Annotated in this window: 17 protein-coding genes; 8 read left to right on the top strand and 9 right to left on the bottom strand. The window is 60.1% G+C overall.

The window, feature by feature from the left end:
- Positions 1 to 56 precede the first annotated feature (56 nt).
- The gene (locus AAEZ05_RS01580; protein ID WP_045059652.1) at positions 57 to 464 is read right to left on the bottom strand and encodes a flagellar basal body-associated protein FliL; all 408 of its coding nucleotides are present in this window, start codon (positions 462 to 464) and stop codon (positions 57 to 59) included.
- 150 nt (positions 465 to 614) lie between these two features.
- Here AAEZ05_RS01580 and AAEZ05_RS01585 point away from each other — a divergent pair, with 150 nt between their 5' ends.
- Both AAEZ05_RS01585 and glpT read left to right on the top strand, forming a co-directional pair.
- On the top strand, positions 615 to 1,592 hold the full coding sequence (locus AAEZ05_RS01585) for an NADPH:quinone oxidoreductase family protein (RefSeq protein WP_350646476.1): 978 nt from the start codon (positions 615 to 617) through the stop codon (positions 1,590 to 1,592).
- A 373-nt stretch (positions 1,593 to 1,965) separates the two neighbouring features.
- Entirely contained in the window at positions 1,966 to 3,315 is a 1,350-nt protein-coding gene (glpT, locus tag AAEZ05_RS01590) for a glycerol-3-phosphate transporter (RefSeq protein WP_045059654.1), read from the top strand.
- Here glpT and AAEZ05_RS01595 read toward each other — a convergent pair.
- From AAEZ05_RS01595 to AAEZ05_RS01620, 6 genes are all read right to left on the bottom strand, one after another.
- A complete protein-coding gene (locus AAEZ05_RS01595; RefSeq protein ID WP_045059655.1) occupies positions 3,291 to 3,959 on the bottom strand; it encodes a gamma-glutamylcyclotransferase in 669 nt (222 codons plus the stop codon). The genes glpT and AAEZ05_RS01595 overlap by 25 nt on opposite strands.
- Positions 3,960 to 4,274: 315 nt before the next feature.
- Positions 4,275 to 5,243, bottom strand: a complete 969-nt coding sequence (locus tag AAEZ05_RS01600) for a CDP-6-deoxy-delta-3,4-glucoseen reductase (RefSeq protein WP_350646477.1) — start codon at positions 5,241 to 5,243, stop codon at positions 4,275 to 4,277.
- Positions 5,243 to 6,709, bottom strand: coding sequence for a 4-hydroxy-3-polyprenylbenzoate decarboxylase (gene ubiD, locus AAEZ05_RS01605; RefSeq protein WP_045059657.1), 1,467 nt, complete (start codon positions 6,707 to 6,709; stop codon positions 5,243 to 5,245). The genes AAEZ05_RS01600 and ubiD overlap by 1 nt, the downstream gene beginning before the upstream one ends.
- Before the next feature lie 139 nt (positions 6,710 to 6,848).
- Complete coding sequence (gene rho / locus AAEZ05_RS01610; protein WP_007942421.1) at positions 6,849 to 8,108, bottom strand: transcription termination factor Rho; 1,260 nt, start codon at positions 8,106 to 8,108, stop codon at positions 6,849 to 6,851.
- 250 nt (positions 8,109 to 8,358) lie between these two features.
- A complete protein-coding gene (gene trxA / locus AAEZ05_RS01615) occupies positions 8,359 to 8,688 on the bottom strand; it encodes a thioredoxin TrxA (RefSeq protein WP_003206727.1) in 330 nt (109 codons plus the stop codon).
- Between the two features lie 123 nt (positions 8,689 to 8,811).
- Positions 8,812 to 9,516, bottom strand: coding sequence for a FadR/GntR family transcriptional regulator (locus AAEZ05_RS01620; protein WP_045059658.1), 705 nt, complete (start codon positions 9,514 to 9,516; stop codon positions 8,812 to 8,814).
- A gap of 256 nt (positions 9,517 to 9,772) precedes the next feature.
- Between AAEZ05_RS01620 and AAEZ05_RS01625 the strand changes: the two genes are divergently transcribed.
- The 5 genes from AAEZ05_RS01625 to ppx all read left to right on the top strand — a co-directional run bounded on the left by AAEZ05_RS01625 (position 9,773) and on the right by ppx (position 14,479).
- Entirely contained in the window at positions 9,773 to 10,558 is a 786-nt protein-coding gene (locus AAEZ05_RS01625) for a transporter substrate-binding domain-containing protein (protein WP_045059659.1), read from the top strand.
- A gap of 21 nt (positions 10,559 to 10,579) precedes the next feature.
- A complete protein-coding gene (locus tag AAEZ05_RS01630; protein WP_045059660.1) occupies positions 10,580 to 11,248 on the top strand; it encodes an amino acid ABC transporter permease in 669 nt (222 codons plus the stop codon).
- Positions 11,245 to 11,895, top strand: a complete 651-nt coding sequence (locus AAEZ05_RS01635; RefSeq protein ID WP_045059661.1) for an amino acid ABC transporter permease — start codon at positions 11,245 to 11,247, stop codon at positions 11,893 to 11,895. The genes AAEZ05_RS01630 and AAEZ05_RS01635 overlap by 4 nt, the downstream gene beginning before the upstream one ends.
- On the top strand, positions 11,882 to 12,619 hold the full coding sequence (locus tag AAEZ05_RS01640) for an amino acid ABC transporter ATP-binding protein (protein ID WP_045059662.1): 738 nt from the start codon (positions 11,882 to 11,884) through the stop codon (positions 12,617 to 12,619). Before AAEZ05_RS01635 ends, AAEZ05_RS01640 begins: the two co-directional genes overlap by 14 nt.
- Positions 12,620 to 12,976: 357 nt before the next feature.
- On the top strand, positions 12,977 to 14,479 hold the full coding sequence (ppx, locus tag AAEZ05_RS01645; protein ID WP_350646478.1) for an exopolyphosphatase: 1,503 nt from the start codon (positions 12,977 to 12,979) through the stop codon (positions 14,477 to 14,479).
- A 241-nt stretch (positions 14,480 to 14,720) separates the two neighbouring features.
- On the opposite strand, the gene ppk1 is transcribed toward ppx, so the two are convergent.
- Positions 14,721 to 16,943, bottom strand: a complete 2,223-nt coding sequence (gene ppk1 / locus AAEZ05_RS01650) for a polyphosphate kinase 1 (protein WP_045059664.1) — start codon at positions 16,941 to 16,943, stop codon at positions 14,721 to 14,723.
- Between the two features lie 18 nt (positions 16,944 to 16,961).
- The gene (gene hemB, locus AAEZ05_RS01655) at positions 16,962 to 17,975 is read right to left on the bottom strand and encodes a porphobilinogen synthase (RefSeq protein WP_045059665.1); all 1,014 of its coding nucleotides are present in this window, start codon (positions 17,973 to 17,975) and stop codon (positions 16,962 to 16,964) included.
- Positions 17,976 to 18,183: 208 nt separating this feature from the next.
- Here hemB and AAEZ05_RS01660 point away from each other — a divergent pair, with 208 nt between their 5' ends.
- Positions 18,184 to 18,816, top strand: coding sequence for a DedA family protein (locus AAEZ05_RS01660; RefSeq protein ID WP_350646479.1), 633 nt, complete (start codon positions 18,184 to 18,186; stop codon positions 18,814 to 18,816).
- Positions 18,817 to 18,894 lie beyond the last annotated feature (78 nt).

Raw genomic sequence — 18,894 nt, forward strand, 5'->3', positions numbered from 1 at the left:
GACAGGAATTGTCGCTGGCTGCCATCTTTTGATGTTTCAATCAGACAAAGAAAGGCTTACTGGATAATAAGGTTGTTGAACAACAGATCCTCAACCACCGGCTTGCCCGTCTCGTCATTCATGATTTGCTGGGTCTGCTTCAAGGCTTCCTGACGCAGTTTCTCCTTGGCCTCCACATTGTTCATCGCCTCGGTCGTCTGCTGCGCGAACAACGCCACCAGCTGATTGCGAATCAACGGCTCGTTGGCCTTCACCAGCTTGGTCGCCTCATCCCCAGTGACGCGCAAGGCGACATCCGCCTTGTAGACCTTGAGCTTGGGCGTGCCGTCCAGGCCGTAGTTGCCCACAAATGGCGGGGTCAGGGTGATGTAGTTGACCTTCGGCGCTACTTCTTCCTTGGCTTCTTCGGCCATCGCTGCCACCGGCAGACACAGAGCCAGCATCAATACGGTCCACGCTTTCACAATTCGCTCCTTATCCGGTTTGCGGCCTAGCATAACGACCCGCTGCGTCAGCACAAGCTTATGGCTGACTATCAGGGCGAGGCATGCTCGTTGACCCGTTGACTCACACACCTACACTTATCGGCCATCACTCCCAAAGGAATAGCCCTGATGAAAGCCGTGCTGTGCAAAGCCTTCGGCCCTGCCGAATCGCTGGTGCTGGAAGACGTCGCCAGCCCTGTCGCAAAAAAGAATGAAATCCTGCTGGACGTGCACGCCGCCGGGGTCAATTTCCCGGACACGCTGATCATCGAGGGCAAATACCAGTTCAAGCCGCCCTTCCCGTTTTCCCCTGGTGGCGAGGCGGCTGGCGTAGTGAGTGCGGTCGGTGAAAAAGTCAGCCATTTGAAGGTCGGTGACCGCGTCATGGCCTTGACCGGCTGGGGCAGTTTCGCCGAGCAGGTGGCAGTGCCAGGCTATAACGTGTTGCCGATTCCGCCGTCGATGGACTTCAACACCGCCGCTGCGTTCAGCATGACCTACGGCACTTCAATGCACGCCCTCAAGCAAAGGGGCAGCCTGCAGCCGGGTGAAACCCTGCTGGTGCTGGGCGCCTCCGGAGGGGTCGGCCTGGCCGCCGTGGAAATCGGCAAAGCCATGGGCGCACGGGTGATCGCCGCCGCCAGCAGCGCGGAAAAGCTTGCAGTGGCCAAGGCGGCCGGCGCAGATGAGCTGATCAACTACAGCGAAACCAGCCTCAAGGATGAGATCAAACGCCTGACCGATGGCCAGGGCGCCGACGTGATCTACGACCCGGTCGGCGGCGACCTGTTCGACCAGGCCATCCGCGCCATCGCCTGGAACGGCCGCCTGCTGGTAGTGGGTTTTGCCAGTGGGCGCATTCCGGAACTGCCGGTGAACCTTGCGTTGCTCAAGGGCGCAGCGGTAGTCGGGGTGTTCTGGGGCTCGTTTGCCCAACGCCAGCCGCAAGACAATGCGGCGAACTTCCAGCAGCTGTTTGGCTGGTTCGCTGAAGGCAAATTGAAGCCTCTGGTGTCGCAGGTGTATCCGCTCAGCAATGCGGCACAGGCAATCAATGACCTTGGACAGCGCAAGGCGGTCGGCAAGGTGGTGGTGCAAGTTCGCTAAAGCTCTGGAGCGGTCTGGCCTGGACCCACCCCGTCCAGGTCAACTCCTCAGCCGGACTTCCTCCATGAATCGATTCGCGAACTGCTTCCTGCATAGGTTACGGGCCGAAAACCCGAAAAAGAACGTGATGACTTCCGGTACGCACGCAGGACATGTCCCATAAAACCTGGCTAAAACGTGCGCCCGAGTGCCTGAGCGCGGCCAAAGTAATCTTTCCTGCAACGTCCTTCACTTATGTCTGAGCGACATGTTCGTAAAAGAACATGCGATCTCGAACATTTCCGCTGTTTGGTCGATGGCTACCGGTGCTATTTTCGGTAACGAAACTGTAACATTCGCATCCGCAGTCAAAACAAGAATCTGGAGCTCTTGAATGTTTGCTTTCTTTCGTCCTGCCGCGCATCAGGCTCCTTTGCCTGAAGACAAAATAGACAGTGCCTACCGACGCCATCGCTGGCAGATCTTTGCCGGTATCTTTATCGGCTACGCCGGATACTACCTGCTGCGCAAAAACTTCTCATTGGCCATGCCCTACCTGATCGAAGAGGGTTACACCCGCGGCGAGCTGGGCCTGGCGCTGTCTGCCATCGCCATTGCCTATGGCCTGTCGAAATTCCTGATGGGCATCGTCTCCGACCGCTCGAATCCGCGCTTCTTCCTGCCGTTCGGGCTACTGGTGTCGGCCGGGGTCATGTTCATTTTTGGTTTCGCGCCATGGGCGACGTCCAGTGTGACCATTATGTTCATCCTGCTGTTCATCAACGGCTGGGCCCAGGGCATGGGCTGGCCGCCGAGTGGCCGGACCATGGTCCACTGGTGGTCGCAAAAGGAACGCGGCGGCGTGGTGTCGCTGTGGAACGTGGCGCACAACGTCGGCGGCGGTTTGATCGGCCCGCTGTTCCTGCTGGGCATGGGCCTGTTCAACGACTGGCATGCGGCCTTCTATGTGCCTGCAGCCGTAGCCTTGGCCGTGGCGGTATTTGCCTTTGCCACCATGCGCGATACGCCACAATCGGTCGGCCTGCCGCCCATCGAGAAGTACAAGAACGATTATCCGGAAGGCTACGACGCCAGCCATGAAGAAGAATTCAGCGCCAAGGAAATCTTCGTCAAGTACGTGTTGCGCAACAAAATGCTCTGGTACATCGCCTTGGCCAACGTCTTCGTCTACCTGCTGCGCTACGGCGTGCTGGACTGGGCACCGACCTACCTCAAGGAAGCCAAGGGTTTCACCGTTGATAAAACGTCGTGGGCGTACTTCTTCTACGAGTGGGCCGGTATCCCGGGCACGCTGTTGTGCGGCTGGATGTCGGACAAGATCTTCCGCGGCAACCGCGGCCTGACCGGCATGGTGTTCATGGCACTGGTGACCGTGGCCACTCTGGTGTATTGGCTGAACCCGGCTGGCAACCCGACCGTCGACATGATCGCGCTGGTTTCGATCGGCTTCCTGATCTACGGCCCGGTCATGCTGATCGGCCTGCAGGCACTGGAACTGGCGCCGAAGAAGGCAGCCGGTACGGCAGCGGGCTTTACCGGCCTGTTTGGCTACCTGGGTGGATCGGTGGCGGCCAGTGCGGCGATGGGCTACACCGTGGACCACTTCGGCTGGGACGGCGGCTTCGTGCTATTGATCGGCGCGTGCCTGCTGGCCATGGCCTTCCTGGCACCCACGCTGTGGCACAAGCAAGTGGCCAGTCAGAGCCGCGAAGCGGTCGCCTGATCCACTGAGGACTTGCAGCGCTTGAGCCGCGCCTCCAGATTTCGGTCTGGCATGGCGTGGCTACGCAGGGCGTGGGCGGTCTGCTCGACGTAATCGCGAGTAGTGCCGTAGCGCCCGCAAGCATTTTCGAATACCTGACTCAGCACGTGGTCCGGCAAGTTGCCGGCGTAGCTGGGCAAGTGTCGCTCCAACACGAACCCCAATGCCTGGACCTGACTTCCGTCTTCGAGACGGCAGTTGAGCCAGTGTGGGCGATAGGAAGGGAATGGCATTTCGCGCTGCCAGAGCGCATACAGCGAGGCATCCAGCTGTTCTTCCGGCAGGCGATAGGCGAAGCCGCTGCAGGAGCCGCCGCGATCCAGGCCAAACACCAGCCCGGGCACTTCAGGCGTGCCGCGATGTTCGTGCGACCACAGGTACAAACCGCGATGATAGCCATGCACCCGACCGCGTACCCGCTCTACAGCCGGGCACTCGGGCCGCCAGATCAAGGAACCGTAAGCGAACAGCCATACCGGCCCACCTTTGTGGCGCGCCATGGTGGACTGCATCGAGCTGAGCAATTGTTCGTGAGTGAGCTGCGGCCCCAGATCGAGCCGCGGAGGGTAAGCCAGATTCAAAAAAGCAGATTCAATGGCGCTCATGGCGATTAGCGTTCAGCTCCCCGCGAGTGAAGAATTACTTAATAGAACGCACCGCTGTAACAATAAGGCACATATGTTTTAAGGCAATTTAAGTGCCATGGCAGAGTTCTTAAATGATTGCCTTGATGAGATATAACCTACCGGTATTTACAGTTTTCTATAAATACCGATCAGCTATATAGGGAGATATAAGCAAGCTAACCGCAGGAGCTGCCGCAGGCTGCGATCTTTTGATTTTCAAAACAGAGTCAAAAGATCGCAGCCTGCGGCAGCTCCTACAAGGGCAAGGTCAAGATCGAGGATCAAGATCGCGGATCAAGATCGCGGCGCATACGCAAATACATCCGCACGCATCTGATGCGCATCCATCCCGGCTTCTACCAGCGCGTCCAGCGTGCCGTACACCATCGCTGGCGAGCCACTCGCGTAGACATGCAACGGCTTCAGGTCGGCGAAGTCCTCGCAGACCGCCTCATGCAGCATGCCGCAACGCCCTTCCCAGCCGCATTGATCGCTCACGACTTTATGCAGAAACAGGTTGGGCAGCTTCAGCCATTCATCCCAGTGCTCGATTTCATAGAAATCTTCAGGCCGACGCACGCCCCAATACAGGTGGACCGGATGCTTGAAACCTGCGGCTCGACAGTGCTCGATCAGGCTGTGAATCTGGCCCATGCCGGTTCCCGCAGCGATCAGCACCAGCGGGCCGTCGGGCAACTCCGCCAGGTGGGTGTCGCCAAATGGCATCTCGATGCGCACCATCGCCTTGCGTTGCAGCTGATCTATCAGGCTCAGCGCACTGCTTTCGCGCGCCAGCACGTGTATTTGCAGATCCCGGCCCGAATGAGGCGCCGAGGCCAGGGAAAAGGCCGACTTCTCGCCATTCTCCCGCTCGATCATCAGATACTGCCCGGCGTGATAGCGCGGCGGCTTGCCGGCAGGCGCTCGCACGCTGACGCGCCAGGTGTCGCCACCCACGTCCCGGCACTCAATGACCTGACACGCCAAGCTACGCACAGGTAATTCTCCCAGCGAGAGCACGCCATCCCACAGCACGACGCAGTCTTCCAGCGGCTGCGCAATGCAAGTGTAGAACTCACCGTGATCGCGCACATCGCCGCTCTGCTCCACGCGACCTTCCACCAGCAGCGCGGCGCACACATGACAGTTGCCGTTGCGACAGCTTTGCGGGCAGTCGTAGCCCAGGCGCCGCGCCCCATCGAGAATCCGCTCGCCGGGCAGAATCTCTAGCACCGCTCCGGAAGGCTGCAAAGTTACACGCATCAATCTATTCCTAACTGATTCCAGATGGCATCGACCCGTTTGGTCACGGCTTCGTCCTTGACGATGACCCGGCCCCACTCGCGAGTGGTTTCACCCGGCCATTTATGCGTGGCATCGAGCCCCATCTTCGAACCCAGGCCGGATACCGGCGAAGCGAAGTCGAGGTAGTCGATCGGCGTGTTGTCGATCATCACCGTATCGCGCTTGGGGTCCATGCGCGTGGTGATGGCCCAGATCACGTCGTTCCAGTCTCGCGCGTTGATATCGTCGTCAGTGACGATAACGAACTTGGTGTACATGAACTGTCGCAAAAACGACCAGACACCCAACATTACCCGCTTGGCATGGCCGGGATATGACTTCTTCATGGTTACGATAGCCATGCGGTACGAGCAGCCTTCGGGCGGCAGGTAGAAGTCGGTGATCTCCGGGAACTGCTTTTGCAGAATCGGCACGAACACTTCGTTCAGGGCCACGCCGAGAATCGCCGGTTCATCCGGCGGACGGCCGGTGTAGGTGCTGTGGTAGATCGGCTTGATGCGGTGAGTGATGCGCTCCACCGTGAACACCGGGAAGCTGTCGACTTCGTTGTAGTAGCCGGTGTGGTCGCCGTACGGACCTTCATCCGCCATCTCGCCCGGATGGATCACACCTTCAAGGATGATCTCGGCGGTGGCCGGCACTTGCAGGTCATTGCCACGGCACTTCACCAGCTCGGTGCGGTTGCCGCGCAGCAAACCGGCGAAGGCGTATTCAGACAGGCTGTCCGGCACTGGCGTCACGGCGCCGAGAATGGTCGCCGGATCAGCGCCAAGCGCTACGGAAACCGGGAACGGCTGCCCAGGATGCTTCTCACACCACTCGCGGTAATCCAGCGCACCACCCCGGTGACTGAGCCAGCGCATGATCACCTTGTTGCGGCCGATCACTTGCTGACGGTAAATGCCGAGGTTCTGGCGGTCCTTGTTCGGACCTTTGGTGACGGTCAGGCCCCAGGTAATCAGCGGGCCGACGTCGCCTGGCCAGCAGGTCTGCACTGGCAGCATCGCGAGGTCGACGTCGTCGCCTTCAATGACCACTTCCTGACACACCGCATCCTTGACGACTTTTGGCGCCATGGCGATGATCTTGCGGAAAATCGGCAGCTTGGACCAGGCGTCTTTCAGCCCCTTGGGCGGCTCGGGCTCCTTGAGGAAGGCCAGCAGCTTGCCGATCTCGCGCAACTCGCTGACGGCTTCCGCCCCCATGCCCAGCGCCACGCGCTCTGGCGTACCAAACAGGTTGCCGAGCACCGGGATGTCATAACCCGTCGGGTTTTCGAAAAGCAGCGCGGGGCCCTTGGCGCGCAAGGTGCGATCGCACACCTCGGTCATTTCCAGCACAGGGGACACCGGAACCTGGATGCGCTTGAGCTCGCCGCGCTTTTCCAGACCGCTGATAAAGTCGCGCAAGTCGCGATACTGCATGCGTGAGCCTCGTTTTGGCCGTGGCGTTCGGGGGAGGCAGTTTAGCGCCGAACCCCGCTGTTCAGAACCACCAACTGCCAATGATCAAAAATCAGATAGCAAAAAGCCGGGTTTCCCCGGCTTTTGCTGATCTATCGACTTACTTGCGTTTCATCGACAGGAAGAACTCATCGTTGGTCTTGGTCGTTTTCAGCTTGTCGACCAGGAACTCGATGGCAGCGATCTCGTCCATCGGGTGCAGCAGCTTGCGCAGGATCCACATGCGCTGCAACTCGTCATCGGCCGTCAGCAACTCTTCGCGGCGAGTGCCGGAACGGTTGATGTTGATAGCCGGGAACACGCGCTTTTCAGCGATACGACGATCCAGCGGCAGTTCCATGTTGCCCGTGCCTTTGAATTCCTCGTAGATCACTTCGTCCATCTTCGAGCCGGTTTCAACCAGCGCGGTGGCGATGATGGTCAGCGAACCGCCTTCCTCGATGTTCCGCGCGGCACCGAAGAAACGTTTCGGTTTCTCCAGGGCGTGGGCATCGACACCACCGGTGAGTACCTTGCCGGAGCTCGGGATCACGGTGTTGTAGGCACGAGCCAGACGCGTGATGGAGTCGAGCAGGATCACCACGTCTTTCTTGTGCTCGACCAGGCGCTTGGCCTTCTCGATCACCATTTCGGCAACCTGCACGTGGCGGGTTGGCGGCTCATCGAACGTCGAGGCAACCACTTCGCCACGCACGGTGCGCTGCATTTCGGTTACTTCTTCCGGACGCTCGTCGATCAGCAGCACGATCAGATGAACTTCAGGATTGTTACGCGCGATGTTGGCTGCGATGTTCTGCAGCATGATGGTTTTACCGGCTTTCGGCGGTGCCACGATCAAACCACGCTGGCCTTTGCCGATCGGGGCGCACAGGTCGATGACCCGACCGGTGAGGTCTTCGGTGGAACCGTTGCCGGCTTCCATCTTCATGCGCACCGTCGGGAACAGCGGGGTCAGGTTCTCGAAGAGAATCTTGTTTTTCGCATTCTCGGGACGATCGTAGTTGATCGTGTCGACCTTGAGCAGCGCGAAATAACGCTCGCCTTCCTTGGGAGGGCGGATCTTGCCAACGATGGTGTCACCGGTGCGCAAGTTGAAGCGACGAATCTGGCTTGGCGAGACGTAGATATCGTCTGGGCCAGCGAGATAGGAAGCGTCAGCGGAGCGAAGGAAGCCGAAGCCGTCCTGGAGAATCTCCAGCACGCCATCACCGGAGATTTCCTCGCCGCTTTTCGCGTGCTTTTTGAGCAGGGAGAAAATCACGTCCTGCTTGCGCGAACGGGCCATATTTTCTATGCCCATCTGTTCGGCCAATTCGAGCAGTTCGGTAATCGGCTTTTGCTTGAGTTCAGTCAGATTCATATAGGAATGACGTAATCATTTATGGAGGGGGGGAAATTAAGCTTTTGGCTTAATGAGGCCGCGCCGCAGAGAAGGCGACAGGATCGCGTACTTATTCGAAAAGGAGTGCGTCGGCGACGGCTAGCAGGGGGCAAAGGAGAAACCAGTGCGGGGCCGAATGTACCACCTGAGTTTCGGAGCGTCTAGCCCTCGATAACGAAAAAGCCCCGCAAATAGCGGGGCCTTTTTTTCAGACACTTTATTACGACGCTTAGATGTTGGCGTCCAGGAAAGCGGCCAATTGCGACTTCGACAGTGCGCCGACCTTGGTCGCTTCAACGTTGCCGTTCTTGAACAGCATCAGCGTCGGGATACCGCGCACGCCATGCTTGGCCGGGGTTTCCTGGTTTTCGTCGATGTTCAGCTTGGCAACGGTCAGCTTGCCTTTGTAGGTTTCTGCAATCTCGTCCAGGACAGGAGCGATCATTTTGCAAGGGCCGCACCATTCAGCCCAGTAGTCGACCAGCACAGCGCCTTCGGCCTTCAGTACATCGGCCTCGAAGCTAGCGTCGCTAACGTGTTTGATAAGATCGCTGCTCATGGAAGTCTCCAGGTTGTAAGCAAAAAAACGTGGCCCATCATAGCCGCCCTTCCCCCGTTCAGGAAGCTGCAGATGATTGACTCTTGCTATGGTGCCGCATGAGTTTGGGTATAGCTCAATTCATCAGGCGGCGGGGGCGATGAAGGCAATTCCGGTGCGCAGCGCGGCATTGCGCACGTGTTCCTGCATCGCCTTCTGTGCGGCCCCGGACGCCCGGCGTGCCAGTGCGCGGAGAATCTTGCGGTGCTCCTGCCAGGTTTCCATGGCGCGCTCGGCCCGGATGAACGGTAGCTTCTGGCTCTCCAGGAAGATGTCGGCACTGGCGGTCAGGATACTCAGCATCGCCTGATTGCCGCTGGCCAGCAGGATGCGCCGGTGAAACTCGAAATCCAGGCGCGCCGCCGCTTCAAAGTCGCCCACCTTCAACTCGTTGCGCATCGCGGCCACGTTGTCTTCCAGCGCATCGAGCTGGACAGTACTTAACGTCACCGCTGCCAGGCCCGCAGCGAACCCCTCCAGGGCATAGCGCAACTGGAAGATGTCCAGGGGCGACGCCTGTGCCGCGAAGGGCCAGCTCAACGCCGCGTCGGACCGCGCCAGGTCCACGGGCGCCTGCACAAACACCCCTTTGCCCGGCTGGATGCTGATCAGCCCCAGGGCACTTAACGACGACAGCGCTTCGCGTAACGACGCCCGGCTCACGCCCAATTGCACCGCCAGGTCCCGTTGCGAGGGCAAGGCATCCCCCGGCCCGAACCCCTGTTCGGTGATCAGTTTACGGATGGCTTGCAGCGCCACTTCAGGAACGGCTCGGGAGATCGAATTCATGGTTTTTCAGACGAACCGGATGAATGAGCGGACAGTTTTAAAGCTATTCGCAGCGTCCGGCAAGTCGTGCCCCATGGGGGTTCGCAGAGTTATGACGATGCGCTATCAGGGTGCGAATCAGGGCTCAACTGTTCAGACCAGTAAGACCGAGAAAACCCAGTAAACCCGGGGGCTGTGCCACCCGAAACCGATACTTGGCATGGCCCGTGCTCTGTCGATCCGCAGAAATCACTTCTCGCCGATTCGGAGATTTGCCATGACCCAGCGTTACAGCGCCCTCCTCGCAGCCCTGTTTGCCAGCCTGATGCTGAGCCAGGCGCCCGCCCACGCCGACGGCCTGGAGGACGTGGTCAAGCGCGGCGTCCTCAAAGTCGCCGTGCCACAGGACTTCCCGCCCTTCGGCTCGGTGGGTCCGGACATGAAGCCTCGCGGCCTGGACATCGACACTGCCAAGCTGCTGGCGGACCAGCTCAAGGTCAAACTCGAACTGACCCCGGTCAACAGCACTAACCGCATTCCGTTCCTGACCACCGGCAAGGTCGACCTGGTGATTTCCAGCCTTGGCAAGAACGCCGAACGCGAGAAAGTCATCGACTTTTCCAGCGCCTACGCGCCCTTCTACCTCGCAGTGTTCGGCCCGCCAGAGGCCACGATCAAGACGCTGGACGACCTCAAGGGCAAGACCATCAGCGTCACCCGTGGAGCCATCGAAGACATCGAGCTGACCAAGGTGGCCCCGCAAGGCGTGACCATCAAGCGCTTTGAAGACAACAATTCGACCATCGCCGCCTACCTCGCCGGCCAGGTCGATCTGATCGCCAGCGGCAACGTGGTGATGGTGGCGATCAGCGAGAAGAACCCCAAGCGCGTGCCGGCTTTGAAAGTAAAGCTCAAGGATTCGCCGGTCTACGTCGGGGTGAACAAGAACGAGCCGGCGCTGCTGGGCAAGGTCAACCAGATCCTCGCCACTGCAAAAACCGACGGCGCGCTGGAGAAAAACTCCCAGACCTGGCTGAAAGAGCCACTGCCGGCCGATCTCTGATCGTCGCCCGGGAGATTTGACATGGCTTATCAGTTCGACTTTCTACCGGTGGTGCAAAATACCGACCTGCTGCTGCGCGGTGCGTTGTTCACCCTTGAACTGACCGCCATTGGCGCGGTATTCGGGGTGGCGCTAGGCATCGTCGGCGCGCTGGTACGGGCGTGGAACATTCGCCCGTTCTCGGTGATTTTCGGGGTTTACGTCGAGTTGATCCGCAACACACCCTTCCTGGTGCAGTTGTTTTTCATCTTCTTCGGCCTGCCGTCACTGGGTGTGCAGATTTCCGAATGGCAGGCCGCCGTGCTGGCGATGGTGATCAACCTGGGCGCCTATTCCACGGAAATCATCCGCGCCGGCATTCAGGCGATCCCCCGAGGACAGCTGGAAGCCGCCGCAGCGCTGGCGATGACCCGCTTCGAAGCGTTTCGCCACGTCATCCTGCTGCCGGCGCTGGGCAAGGTCTGGCCGGCCCTGAGCAGCCAAATCATCATCGTCATGCTCGGCTCGGCGGTCTGCTCGCAGATCGCCACCGAAGAGCTGAGTTTCGCCGCCAACTTCATTCAGTCGCGCAACTTCCGCGCCTTTGAAACCTATGCCCTGACCACGCTGATCTACCTGTGCATGGCGTTGCTGATTCGCCAGCTCCTGAACTGGATCGGCCGTCGTTACATTGCAAGGAGCAGCCAATGAGCGATTTCACCTTCTGGGACATCGTGCGCAACCTGCTCACGGGCCTGCAATGGACGCTGGCGCTGTCACTGGTGGCGTTCATTGGCGGCGGGCTGATCGGTCTGCTGGTCATGGTCATGCGCATCTCGAAGAAAGCCTTGCCGCGCAATATCGCGCGCACCTACATCGAACTGTTCCAGGGCACGCCGCTGCTGATGCAGTTGTTCCTGGTATTTTTCGGTGTGGCGCTGGCCGGTGTGGACATCTCCGCGTGGATGGCTGCGGCCGTCGCCCTGACCCTGTTTACCAGCGCTTACCTGGCGGAGATCTGGCGCGGCTGCGTCGACTCGATCCCCGACGGCCAATGGGAAGCCTCATCGAGCCTGGCGCTCAACCCGCTGGAGCAACTGCGCTACGTGATCCTGCCGCAAGCGCTACGCATCGCCGTGGCGCCGACCGTGGGCTTTTCGGTGCAAGTGGTCAAAGGCACTGCCGTCACCTCGATCATCGGCTTCACCGAGCTGACCAAAACCGGCGGCATGCTCGCCAACGCGACCTTCGAGCCGTTCATGGTCTATGGCCTCGTCGCCCTCGGTTACTTCCTGCTCTGCTACCCCTTGTCCCTCAGTGCGCGCTACCTGGAAAGGAGACTGCATGCCTCTGCTTAGAATTTCCGCCCTGCATAAATATTACGGCGATCACCACGTGCTCAAAGGCATCGACCTCAGTGTCGAGGAAGGCCAGGTGGTGGCAATCATCGGCCGCAGTGGCTCGGGCAAATCGACCTTGCTGCGCACGCTCAATGGCCTGGAGTCGATCAATGATGGCGTGATTGAAGTCGACGGCGAATACCTCGACGCCGCCCGTGCCGACCTGCGCACTCTGCGACAGAAGGTCGGGATGGTGTTCCAGCAGTTCAACCTGTTCCCCCACCTGACCGTTGGCGAAAACGTGATGCTCGCCCCGCAAGTTGTGCAGAAGGTACCGAAGGCCAAAGCCCGGGAACTGGCGCGCGAAATGCTGGAGCGAGTAGGGCTCGGGGAAAAGTTTGATGCATTCCCGGATCGATTGTCCGGCGGGCAGCAGCAACGCGTGGCAATCGCCCGGGCACTGGCCATGTCGCCGAAGGTGTTGCTGTGCGACGAAATCACCTCGGCGCTGGACCCGGAATTGGTCAATGAGGTGCTGAGTGTGGTTCGGCAACTGGCCAAAGACGGTATGACGCTGATCATGGTCACCCACGAAATGCGCTTTGCCCGGGAGGTTGGGGACAAGCTGGTGTTCATGCACCTGGGCAAGGTGCATGAGGTGGGAGACCCGAAGATCTTGTTTGCCAACCCGCAGACAGCGGAGCTGGCGAATTTCATTGGTACTGTGGAAGCGACAGTCTGAAAGCTCTGTAGGGCCTCTGATGGCCTCATCGCGGGCAAGCCCGCTCCCACAGGGGTTGATAGTGAACGCAGCATTTGTGTACGGCGGACATCTCTGTGGGAGCAAGGCTTCCCCGCGATAGCGTCTGCATATTCGATCTTGATGTGGCAGGGGGAAGGCAGTTGCTCCCACAGGATCATGTGTTGAAACAGGATTGTGTGTTCGACACGGAAACCTGTGGGAGCGGGCTTGCCCGCGATGAGGCCGCGCAGCGGTCGTCTACAGGGTTGCGCAGGATCAAGGGTTTGAACACTGCGCGTTGGCGTCAGCCTTTGATCGTGGCACGATGTCGAGGTTATCGACCGAGACCCCCAGACCATGCCGCAATCCCAAGCCAAGAATCTGTCCCTGATCGCCGCAATCGACCTGGGCTCCAACAGCTTTCACATGGTCGTGGCCAAGGCCCAGAACGGCGAAATCCGTATTCTCGAGCGTCTCGGGGAGAAGGTTCAGCTGGCAGCAGGTATCGACGAAGAGCGCCAGCTCAACGAAGAATCCATGCAGCGCGGGCTCGACTGCCTGAAACGCTTTGCCCAACTGATCAACGGTATGCCCCCGGGCGCCGTACGGATCGTGGGCACCAACGCCCTGCGCGAAGCGCGTAATCGCAATGAATTCATCCGTCGCGCCGAGGAAATCCTCGGTCACCCGGTGGAAGTCATCTCCGGCCGGGAAGAAGCGCGCCTGATCTACCTTGGCGTGTCCCACACCCTCGCCGACACCCCGGGCAAGCGCCTGGTGGCCGACATCGGCGGCGGCAGCACCGAGTTCATCATCGGCCAGCGCTTCGAGCCACTGCTGCGCGAAAGCCTGCAAATGGGCTGCGTGAGCTTCACCCAGCGCTATTTCAAGGACGGCAAGGTCACACCGGCTCGCTACGCCCAGGCCTACACGGCGGCGCGGCTCGAGATCATGAGCATTGAACACGCTCTGCACCGCCTGACCTGGGATGAGGCCATCGGCTCCTCGGGCACCATTCGCGCGATCGGCCTGGCACTGAAGGCCGGCGGGCATGGCAGCGGCGAAGTCAACGCCGAGGGCCTGGCCTGGCTCAAGCGCAAGCTGTTCAAGCTGGGGGACGCCGACAAGATCGATTTCGAAGGCATCAAGCCCGACCGTCGCGCAATCTTCCCGGCCGGCCTGGCGATCCTCGAAGCCATCTTCGACGCCCTCGAACTGCAACGCATGGACCACTGTGAAGGCGCACTGCGTGAAGGCGTGCTCTACGACCTGCTGGGCCGTCATCATCACGAAGACGTCCGTGAGCGCACCCTGAGCTCGCTGATGGAGCGTTATCACGTCGACCTGGAACAAGCGGCGCGGGTAGAACGCAAGGCGCTGCATGCCTTCGACCAGGTAGCCGAAGATTGGGACCTGGATGACGGCGTGTGGCGCGAACTGCTGGGCTGGGCGGCCAAGGTCCACGAAGTGGGCCTGGACATCGCTCACTATCATTACCACAAGCATGGCGCCTACCTGATCGAGCACTCGGACCTCGCCGGATTCTCCCGCGAAGACCAGCAGATGCTCGCACTGCTGGTGCGCGGGCATCGCCGTAACATTCCCCGGGACAAGTTTGCCGAGTTCGGCAGTGACGGCAGCAAGCTGATCCGCCTGTGCGTGCTGCTGCGCTTCGCGATCCTGTTCCACCACATCCGTGGCACCCAGGAAATGCCCCAGGTGGTCCTGCGGGCCAATGGCGACAGCCTGGATGTGTTGTTCCCGGCCAACTGGCTGGATGAAAACCAGCTGACCCAGGCGGATTTTGCCCTGGAAGCGGAGTGGCTGACCCGGGTGGGCTTTACCCTCAACGTCCGGTAGTGCCCCTGTAGGAGCGAGCTTGCTCGCGATGCACGTGAACGATAAAGCTGGCAGCCTGACACCCCGCAGCGCTCTCAGGTTTTTCGCGAGCAAGCTCGCTCCTACATTGATTGCATCGATCGCAGCGAATGCGTGATCGCAGCGAGTGTGGTGATTGCAGTTGCGGTGATTGTGACGGCAGTGACGGCAGCAAAAAAAATGGCGATCCGCAGGGATCGCCATTTTTTATGCCCCTTGAGGCTTAACGCACTGCCAGGATCGGACTGCCCAACCGCTCCAGCAACGTCGCCTGCGCACTGCGCGGGTTCTGGTTGCCGGTAGGCGTGTTGCGGATGTAACGGCCGTCCGACTGCAAGCTCCAGCTGTGGGTGTTGTCGCTCAGGTACAGCTCCAGCTCTTTCTTGACCCGCATGATCAGCTTCTTGCCTTCCACCGGGAAGCAAGTCTCGACCCGCTTGTCGAGGTTGCGCTCCATCCAGTCGGCGCTGGAGAGGAACATCTGCTCTTCCCCGCCATTGAGGAAGTAGAACACCCGCGTATGCTCCAGGAAGCGCCCGATGATCGAGCGCACATGGATGTTGTGCGAAACCCCGGCGATGCCCGGGCGCAGGCAGCACATGCCGCGCACGACCAGGTCGATGCGCACCCCGGACTGACTGGCCTTGTACAGCGCGCGAATGATCTTCGGATCAGTCAGCGAGTTGAACTTGGCAATGATGTGTGCCGGCTTGCCTTCCAGGGCGAACTGCGTTTCCCGGGCAATCATGTCGAGCATGCCCTTTTTCAGGGTGAACGGCGCATGCAGCAGTTTCTTCATGCGCAGGGTCTTGCCCATGCCGATCAACTGGCTGAACAGCTTGCCCACGTCCTCGCACAACGCATCGTCGGAGGTCAGCAAGCTGTAGTCGGTGTACAGACGGGCGTTGGCTGCGTGGTAGTTGCCGGTGCCCAAGTGAGCGTACCGCACGATCTCCCCGGCCTCGCGCCGCAGGATCAGCATCATCTTGGCGTGGGTCTTGAACCCCACAACGCCGTAGATCACCACTGCACCGGCCGCTTGCAGACGGCTGGCCAGTTGCAGGTTGGACTCTTCATCGAACCGCGCGCGCAATTCGATCACCGCGGTGACTTCCTTGCCGTTACGGGCTGCATCCACCAGCGCGTCGACGATTTCCGAGTTGGCACCGGAGCGGTACAGCGTCTGGCGCACGGCCAATACATGCGGGTCTTTCGCGGCCTGGCGCAACAGGTCGACCACCGGGGTGAACGACTCGAACGGGTGCAGCAACAGGATGTCCTGCTTGCTGATCACGCTGAAGATGTTCTCGCTGTTCTGCAGCAGTTTCGGAATCTGCGGGGTGAACGGCAGGTATTGCAGCTCGCGCTGGCTGTCGAGGCCGGTGATGCTGAACAAACGGGTCAGGTTGACCGGCCCGTTAACCTGATACAGCTCGGTCTCGTGCAGGTTGAACTGCTTGAGCAGGTAGTCGGAGAGGTGTTTGGGGCAAGTGTCAGCCACTTCCAGTCGCACCGCATCGCCATAACGACGGGAGAACAGCTCACCACGCAGCGCGCGGGCCAGGTCTTCAACGTCTTCAGTGTCGACCGCCAGGTCGGCGTTACGGGTCAGGCGGAACTGATAGCAGCCCTTGACCTTCATGCCCTGGAACAAGTCATCGGCGTGCGCGTGGATCATCGACGACAGGAACACGTAGTTGTCACCGGAGCCGCCCACCTCCTCCGGCACCTTGATCACTCGCGGCAGCAGGCGCGGAGCAGGGATGATCGCCAGGCCAGAGTCGCGGCCAAACGCATCGATGCCTTCCAGTTCGACGATGAAGTTCAGACTCTTGTTCACCAGCAACGGGAACGGGTGAGTCGGGTCAAGGCCGATCGGCGTGATGATCGGCGCAATCTCGTCGCGGAAGAACCGGCGCACCCAGGTCTTGATCTTGGTGGTCCAGTGACGGCGACGGATGAAGCGGACCTGATGTTTCTCCAGCTCCGGCAACAGAATATCGTTGAGAATGGCGTACTGGCGGTCGACATGACCATGCACCAGCTCGCTGATGCGTGCCAGGGCCTGATGCGGTTGCAGGCCATCGGCGCCCGCCTGTTCACGGGCGAAGGTGATCTGCTTCTTCAGGCCGGCCACACGAATCTCGAAGAACTCGTCCAGGTTGCTGGAGAAGATCAGCAGGAACTTCAGCCGCTCCAGCAACGGGTAGGACTCATCCAGTGCCTGTTCCAGCACGCGAATGTTGAACTGCAGCTGCGAAAGCTCGCGATGGATGTACAGGCTGCTGTCATCCAGGCCGGGAATGGCAATCGCCGGTGCCGCCACTGCGGCTTCGACGACCACTGCGGGTGGGGCTGGCTCCAGCTCCGGCGGTGTTTCGGCGACTTGCTCCACCACGGGTTGAGCATCTTTTACGGCAACTTCAGTGAGTCCTTCGGTATTCATGGAATGTTCCTGGGAGGGCTATTTTTGCTCTCGTAACAATTGAGCGGCACGGACGGCAAAGTAGGTCAGGATGCCGTCGGCGCCTGCGCGTTTAAAAGCGGTCAGGGATTCGAGTATTACCCCTTCGCTCAACCAGCCATTCTGGATCGCCGCCATGTGCATGGCGTATTCGCCGCTGACTTGATAAACAAACGTCGGCACTTTGAATTCTTCTTTGACCCGCCACAGGATGTCCAGATACGGCATGCCTGGCTTGACCATGACCATGTCCGCGCCTTCTGACAAGTCCGCCGCCACTTCGTGCAGCGCCTCGTTGCTGTTGGCCGGGTCCATCTGGTAGGAGGCCTTGTTAGCCTTGCCCAGGTTCAGCGCGGAACCCACCGCATCGCGGAAGGGACCGTAATAGGCGCTAGCGTATTTCGCCGAGTAGGCCATGATCCGCACGTTAACGTGATCGGCCAGCTCCAGCGCCTCGCGGATCGCCTGGATGCGCCCGTCCATCATATCGGACGGCGCCACCACCTGGGCGCCGGCTTCGGCATGGGACAGGGCCTGGCGGACCAGTGCATCGACGGTAATGTCGTTCTGCACGTAGCCTTCTTCATCGAGAATACCGTCCTGGCCGTGGGTGGTGAACGGATCCAGGGCAACGTCGGTGATCACACCCAGCTCGGGGAACTGCGCACGTAATGCGCGGGTGGCGCGTTGGGCAATGCCATTCGGGTTCCAGGCTTCGGCCGCGTCCAGCGACTTGAGCTCCGCCGGCGTCACGGGGAACAGCGCGAGCGCGGGAATACCGAGCTCGACCCACTTGGCGGCCTCTTCAAGCAACAGATCAATGGTCAGGCGCTCGACGCCCGGCATTGACGCCACCGCTTCGCGACGATTCTCACCGTCCAGTACAAATACCGGCAGGATCAGGTCGTCGACGCTGAGGACGTTTTCACGAACCAGGCGGCGCGAGAATTCATCACGACGATTGCGTCGCAGACGGGTGGCTGGGAACAGGCGGTTGGCGGGGGTAAAGCTCACGGCAGACTCCTGAGCCCGCGCTGGCGGGCGAGCGTGACAGTTATAAGCTGCCATTATGACCGTCGTATTACAGTTATGTGCACACCTGTGACAGGTAGTCGCATTCCATTGTCCTTGCATGAAATGTTCACGTCGAGACACATTTGGACACTTTCATGAATGTGCCCGAAGGGTTAGGCTGCGCGTTCATTTCGCCAGCACCCAGACAATGCTCCAGCAATTTCTTCAGGAATTCGGGTATTTCGCCCTCTTTCTCGGCACGTTCTTCGAAGGCGAAACCATCCTGGTACTCGCGGGCTTCCTTGCGTTCCGCGGTTACATGGACATCAAGATCGTCACCATAGTCGCGTTCTGTGGCAGTTATGCGGGCGATCAGCTGTGGTATTTCCTTGGCCGCAAGCACGGGCGCAAATTGCTGGCGCGCAAGCCGCGCTGGCAGATGATGGGCGATCGGGCGCTGGAACACATTCGAAAGCACCCGGACATCTGGGTCCTGAGCTTCCGCTTCGTCTACGGATTACGCACGGTAATGCCCGTGGCGATCGGTCTGTCGGGCTATCCACCGGGACGTTATCTGTTGCTGAACGGGATTGGCGCGGCGATCTGGGCTTCGGCACTGTCGGCGGCCGCGTATCATTTTGGTGCCGTGCTGGAAGGCATGCTTGGCAGCGTCAAGAAGTACGAGCTATGGGTGCTGGGCGCCCTGCTCGTCCTGGGCGTGGGCCTGTGGCTGCGCCGGCGCTTCAAGAACGCCCAGCTGGCAAAAAAAGTCTATGCCGACGAGCAGGCATTGAAAGCTGAACAGGCCAAGACTGCAGCGCCCAAGACGCCCACCGAATAAAACGGTCCCTGCACCCGTAGAGACCGCTCCTGCTCACCCGATGCGCCCCCCCCCACGTCGCACCCCTGCGCGCGTCGC

The sequence above is a fragment of the Pseudomonas sp. HY13-MNA-CIBAN-0226 genome, assembly GCF_040310305.1.
GTDB lineage: Bacteria > Pseudomonadota > Gammaproteobacteria > Pseudomonadales > Pseudomonadaceae > Aquipseudomonas > Aquipseudomonas gregormendelii.

Bases quoted from the DNA above. Each gene is read 5' to 3' on its own strand.
- AAEZ05_RS01600 (WP_350646477.1), bottom strand. From the start codon at position 5,243: ATGCGTGTAACTTTGCAGCCTTCCGGAGCGGTGCTAGAGATTCTGCCC.
- trxA (WP_003206727.1), bottom strand. From the start codon at position 8,688: ATGAGCAGCGATCTTATCAAACACGTTAGCGACGCTAGCTTCGAGGCC.
- rho (WP_007942421.1), bottom strand. From the start codon at position 8,108: ATGAATCTGACTGAACTCAAGCAAAAGCCGATTACCGAACTGCTCGAA.
- AAEZ05_RS01625 (WP_045059659.1), top strand. From the start codon at position 9,773: ATGACCCAGCGTTACAGCGCCCTCCTCGCAGCCCTGTTTGCCAGCCTG.
- AAEZ05_RS01620 (WP_045059658.1), bottom strand. From the start codon at position 9,516: ATGAATTCGATCTCCCGAGCCGTTCCTGAAGTGGCGCTGCAAGCCATC.
- AAEZ05_RS01660 (WP_350646479.1), top strand. From the start codon at position 18,184: ATGCTCCAGCAATTTCTTCAGGAATTCGGGTATTTCGCCCTCTTTCTC.
- AAEZ05_RS01585 (WP_350646476.1), top strand. From the start codon at position 615: ATGAAAGCCGTGCTGTGCAAAGCCTTCGGCCCTGCCGAATCGCTGGTG.
- glpT (WP_045059654.1), top strand. From the start codon at position 1,966: ATGTTTGCTTTCTTTCGTCCTGCCGCGCATCAGGCTCCTTTGCCTGAA.
- ppx (WP_350646478.1), top strand. From the start codon at position 12,977: ATGCCGCAATCCCAAGCCAAGAATCTGTCCCTGATCGCCGCAATCGAC.
- AAEZ05_RS01630 (WP_045059660.1), top strand. From the start codon at position 10,580: ATGGCTTATCAGTTCGACTTTCTACCGGTGGTGCAAAATACCGACCTG.
- AAEZ05_RS01640 (WP_045059662.1), top strand. From the start codon at position 11,882: ATGCCTCTGCTTAGAATTTCCGCCCTGCATAAATATTACGGCGATCAC.
- AAEZ05_RS01595 (WP_045059655.1), bottom strand. From the start codon at position 3,959: ATGAGCGCCATTGAATCTGCTTTTTTGAATCTGGCTTACCCTCCGCGG.
- ubiD (WP_045059657.1), bottom strand. From the start codon at position 6,709: ATGCAGTATCGCGACTTGCGCGACTTTATCAGCGGTCTGGAAAAGCGC.
- ppk1 (WP_045059664.1), bottom strand. From the start codon at position 16,943: ATGAATACCGAAGGACTCACTGAAGTTGCCGTAAAAGATGCTCAACCC.
- AAEZ05_RS01635 (WP_045059661.1), top strand. From the start codon at position 11,245: ATGAGCGATTTCACCTTCTGGGACATCGTGCGCAACCTGCTCACGGGC.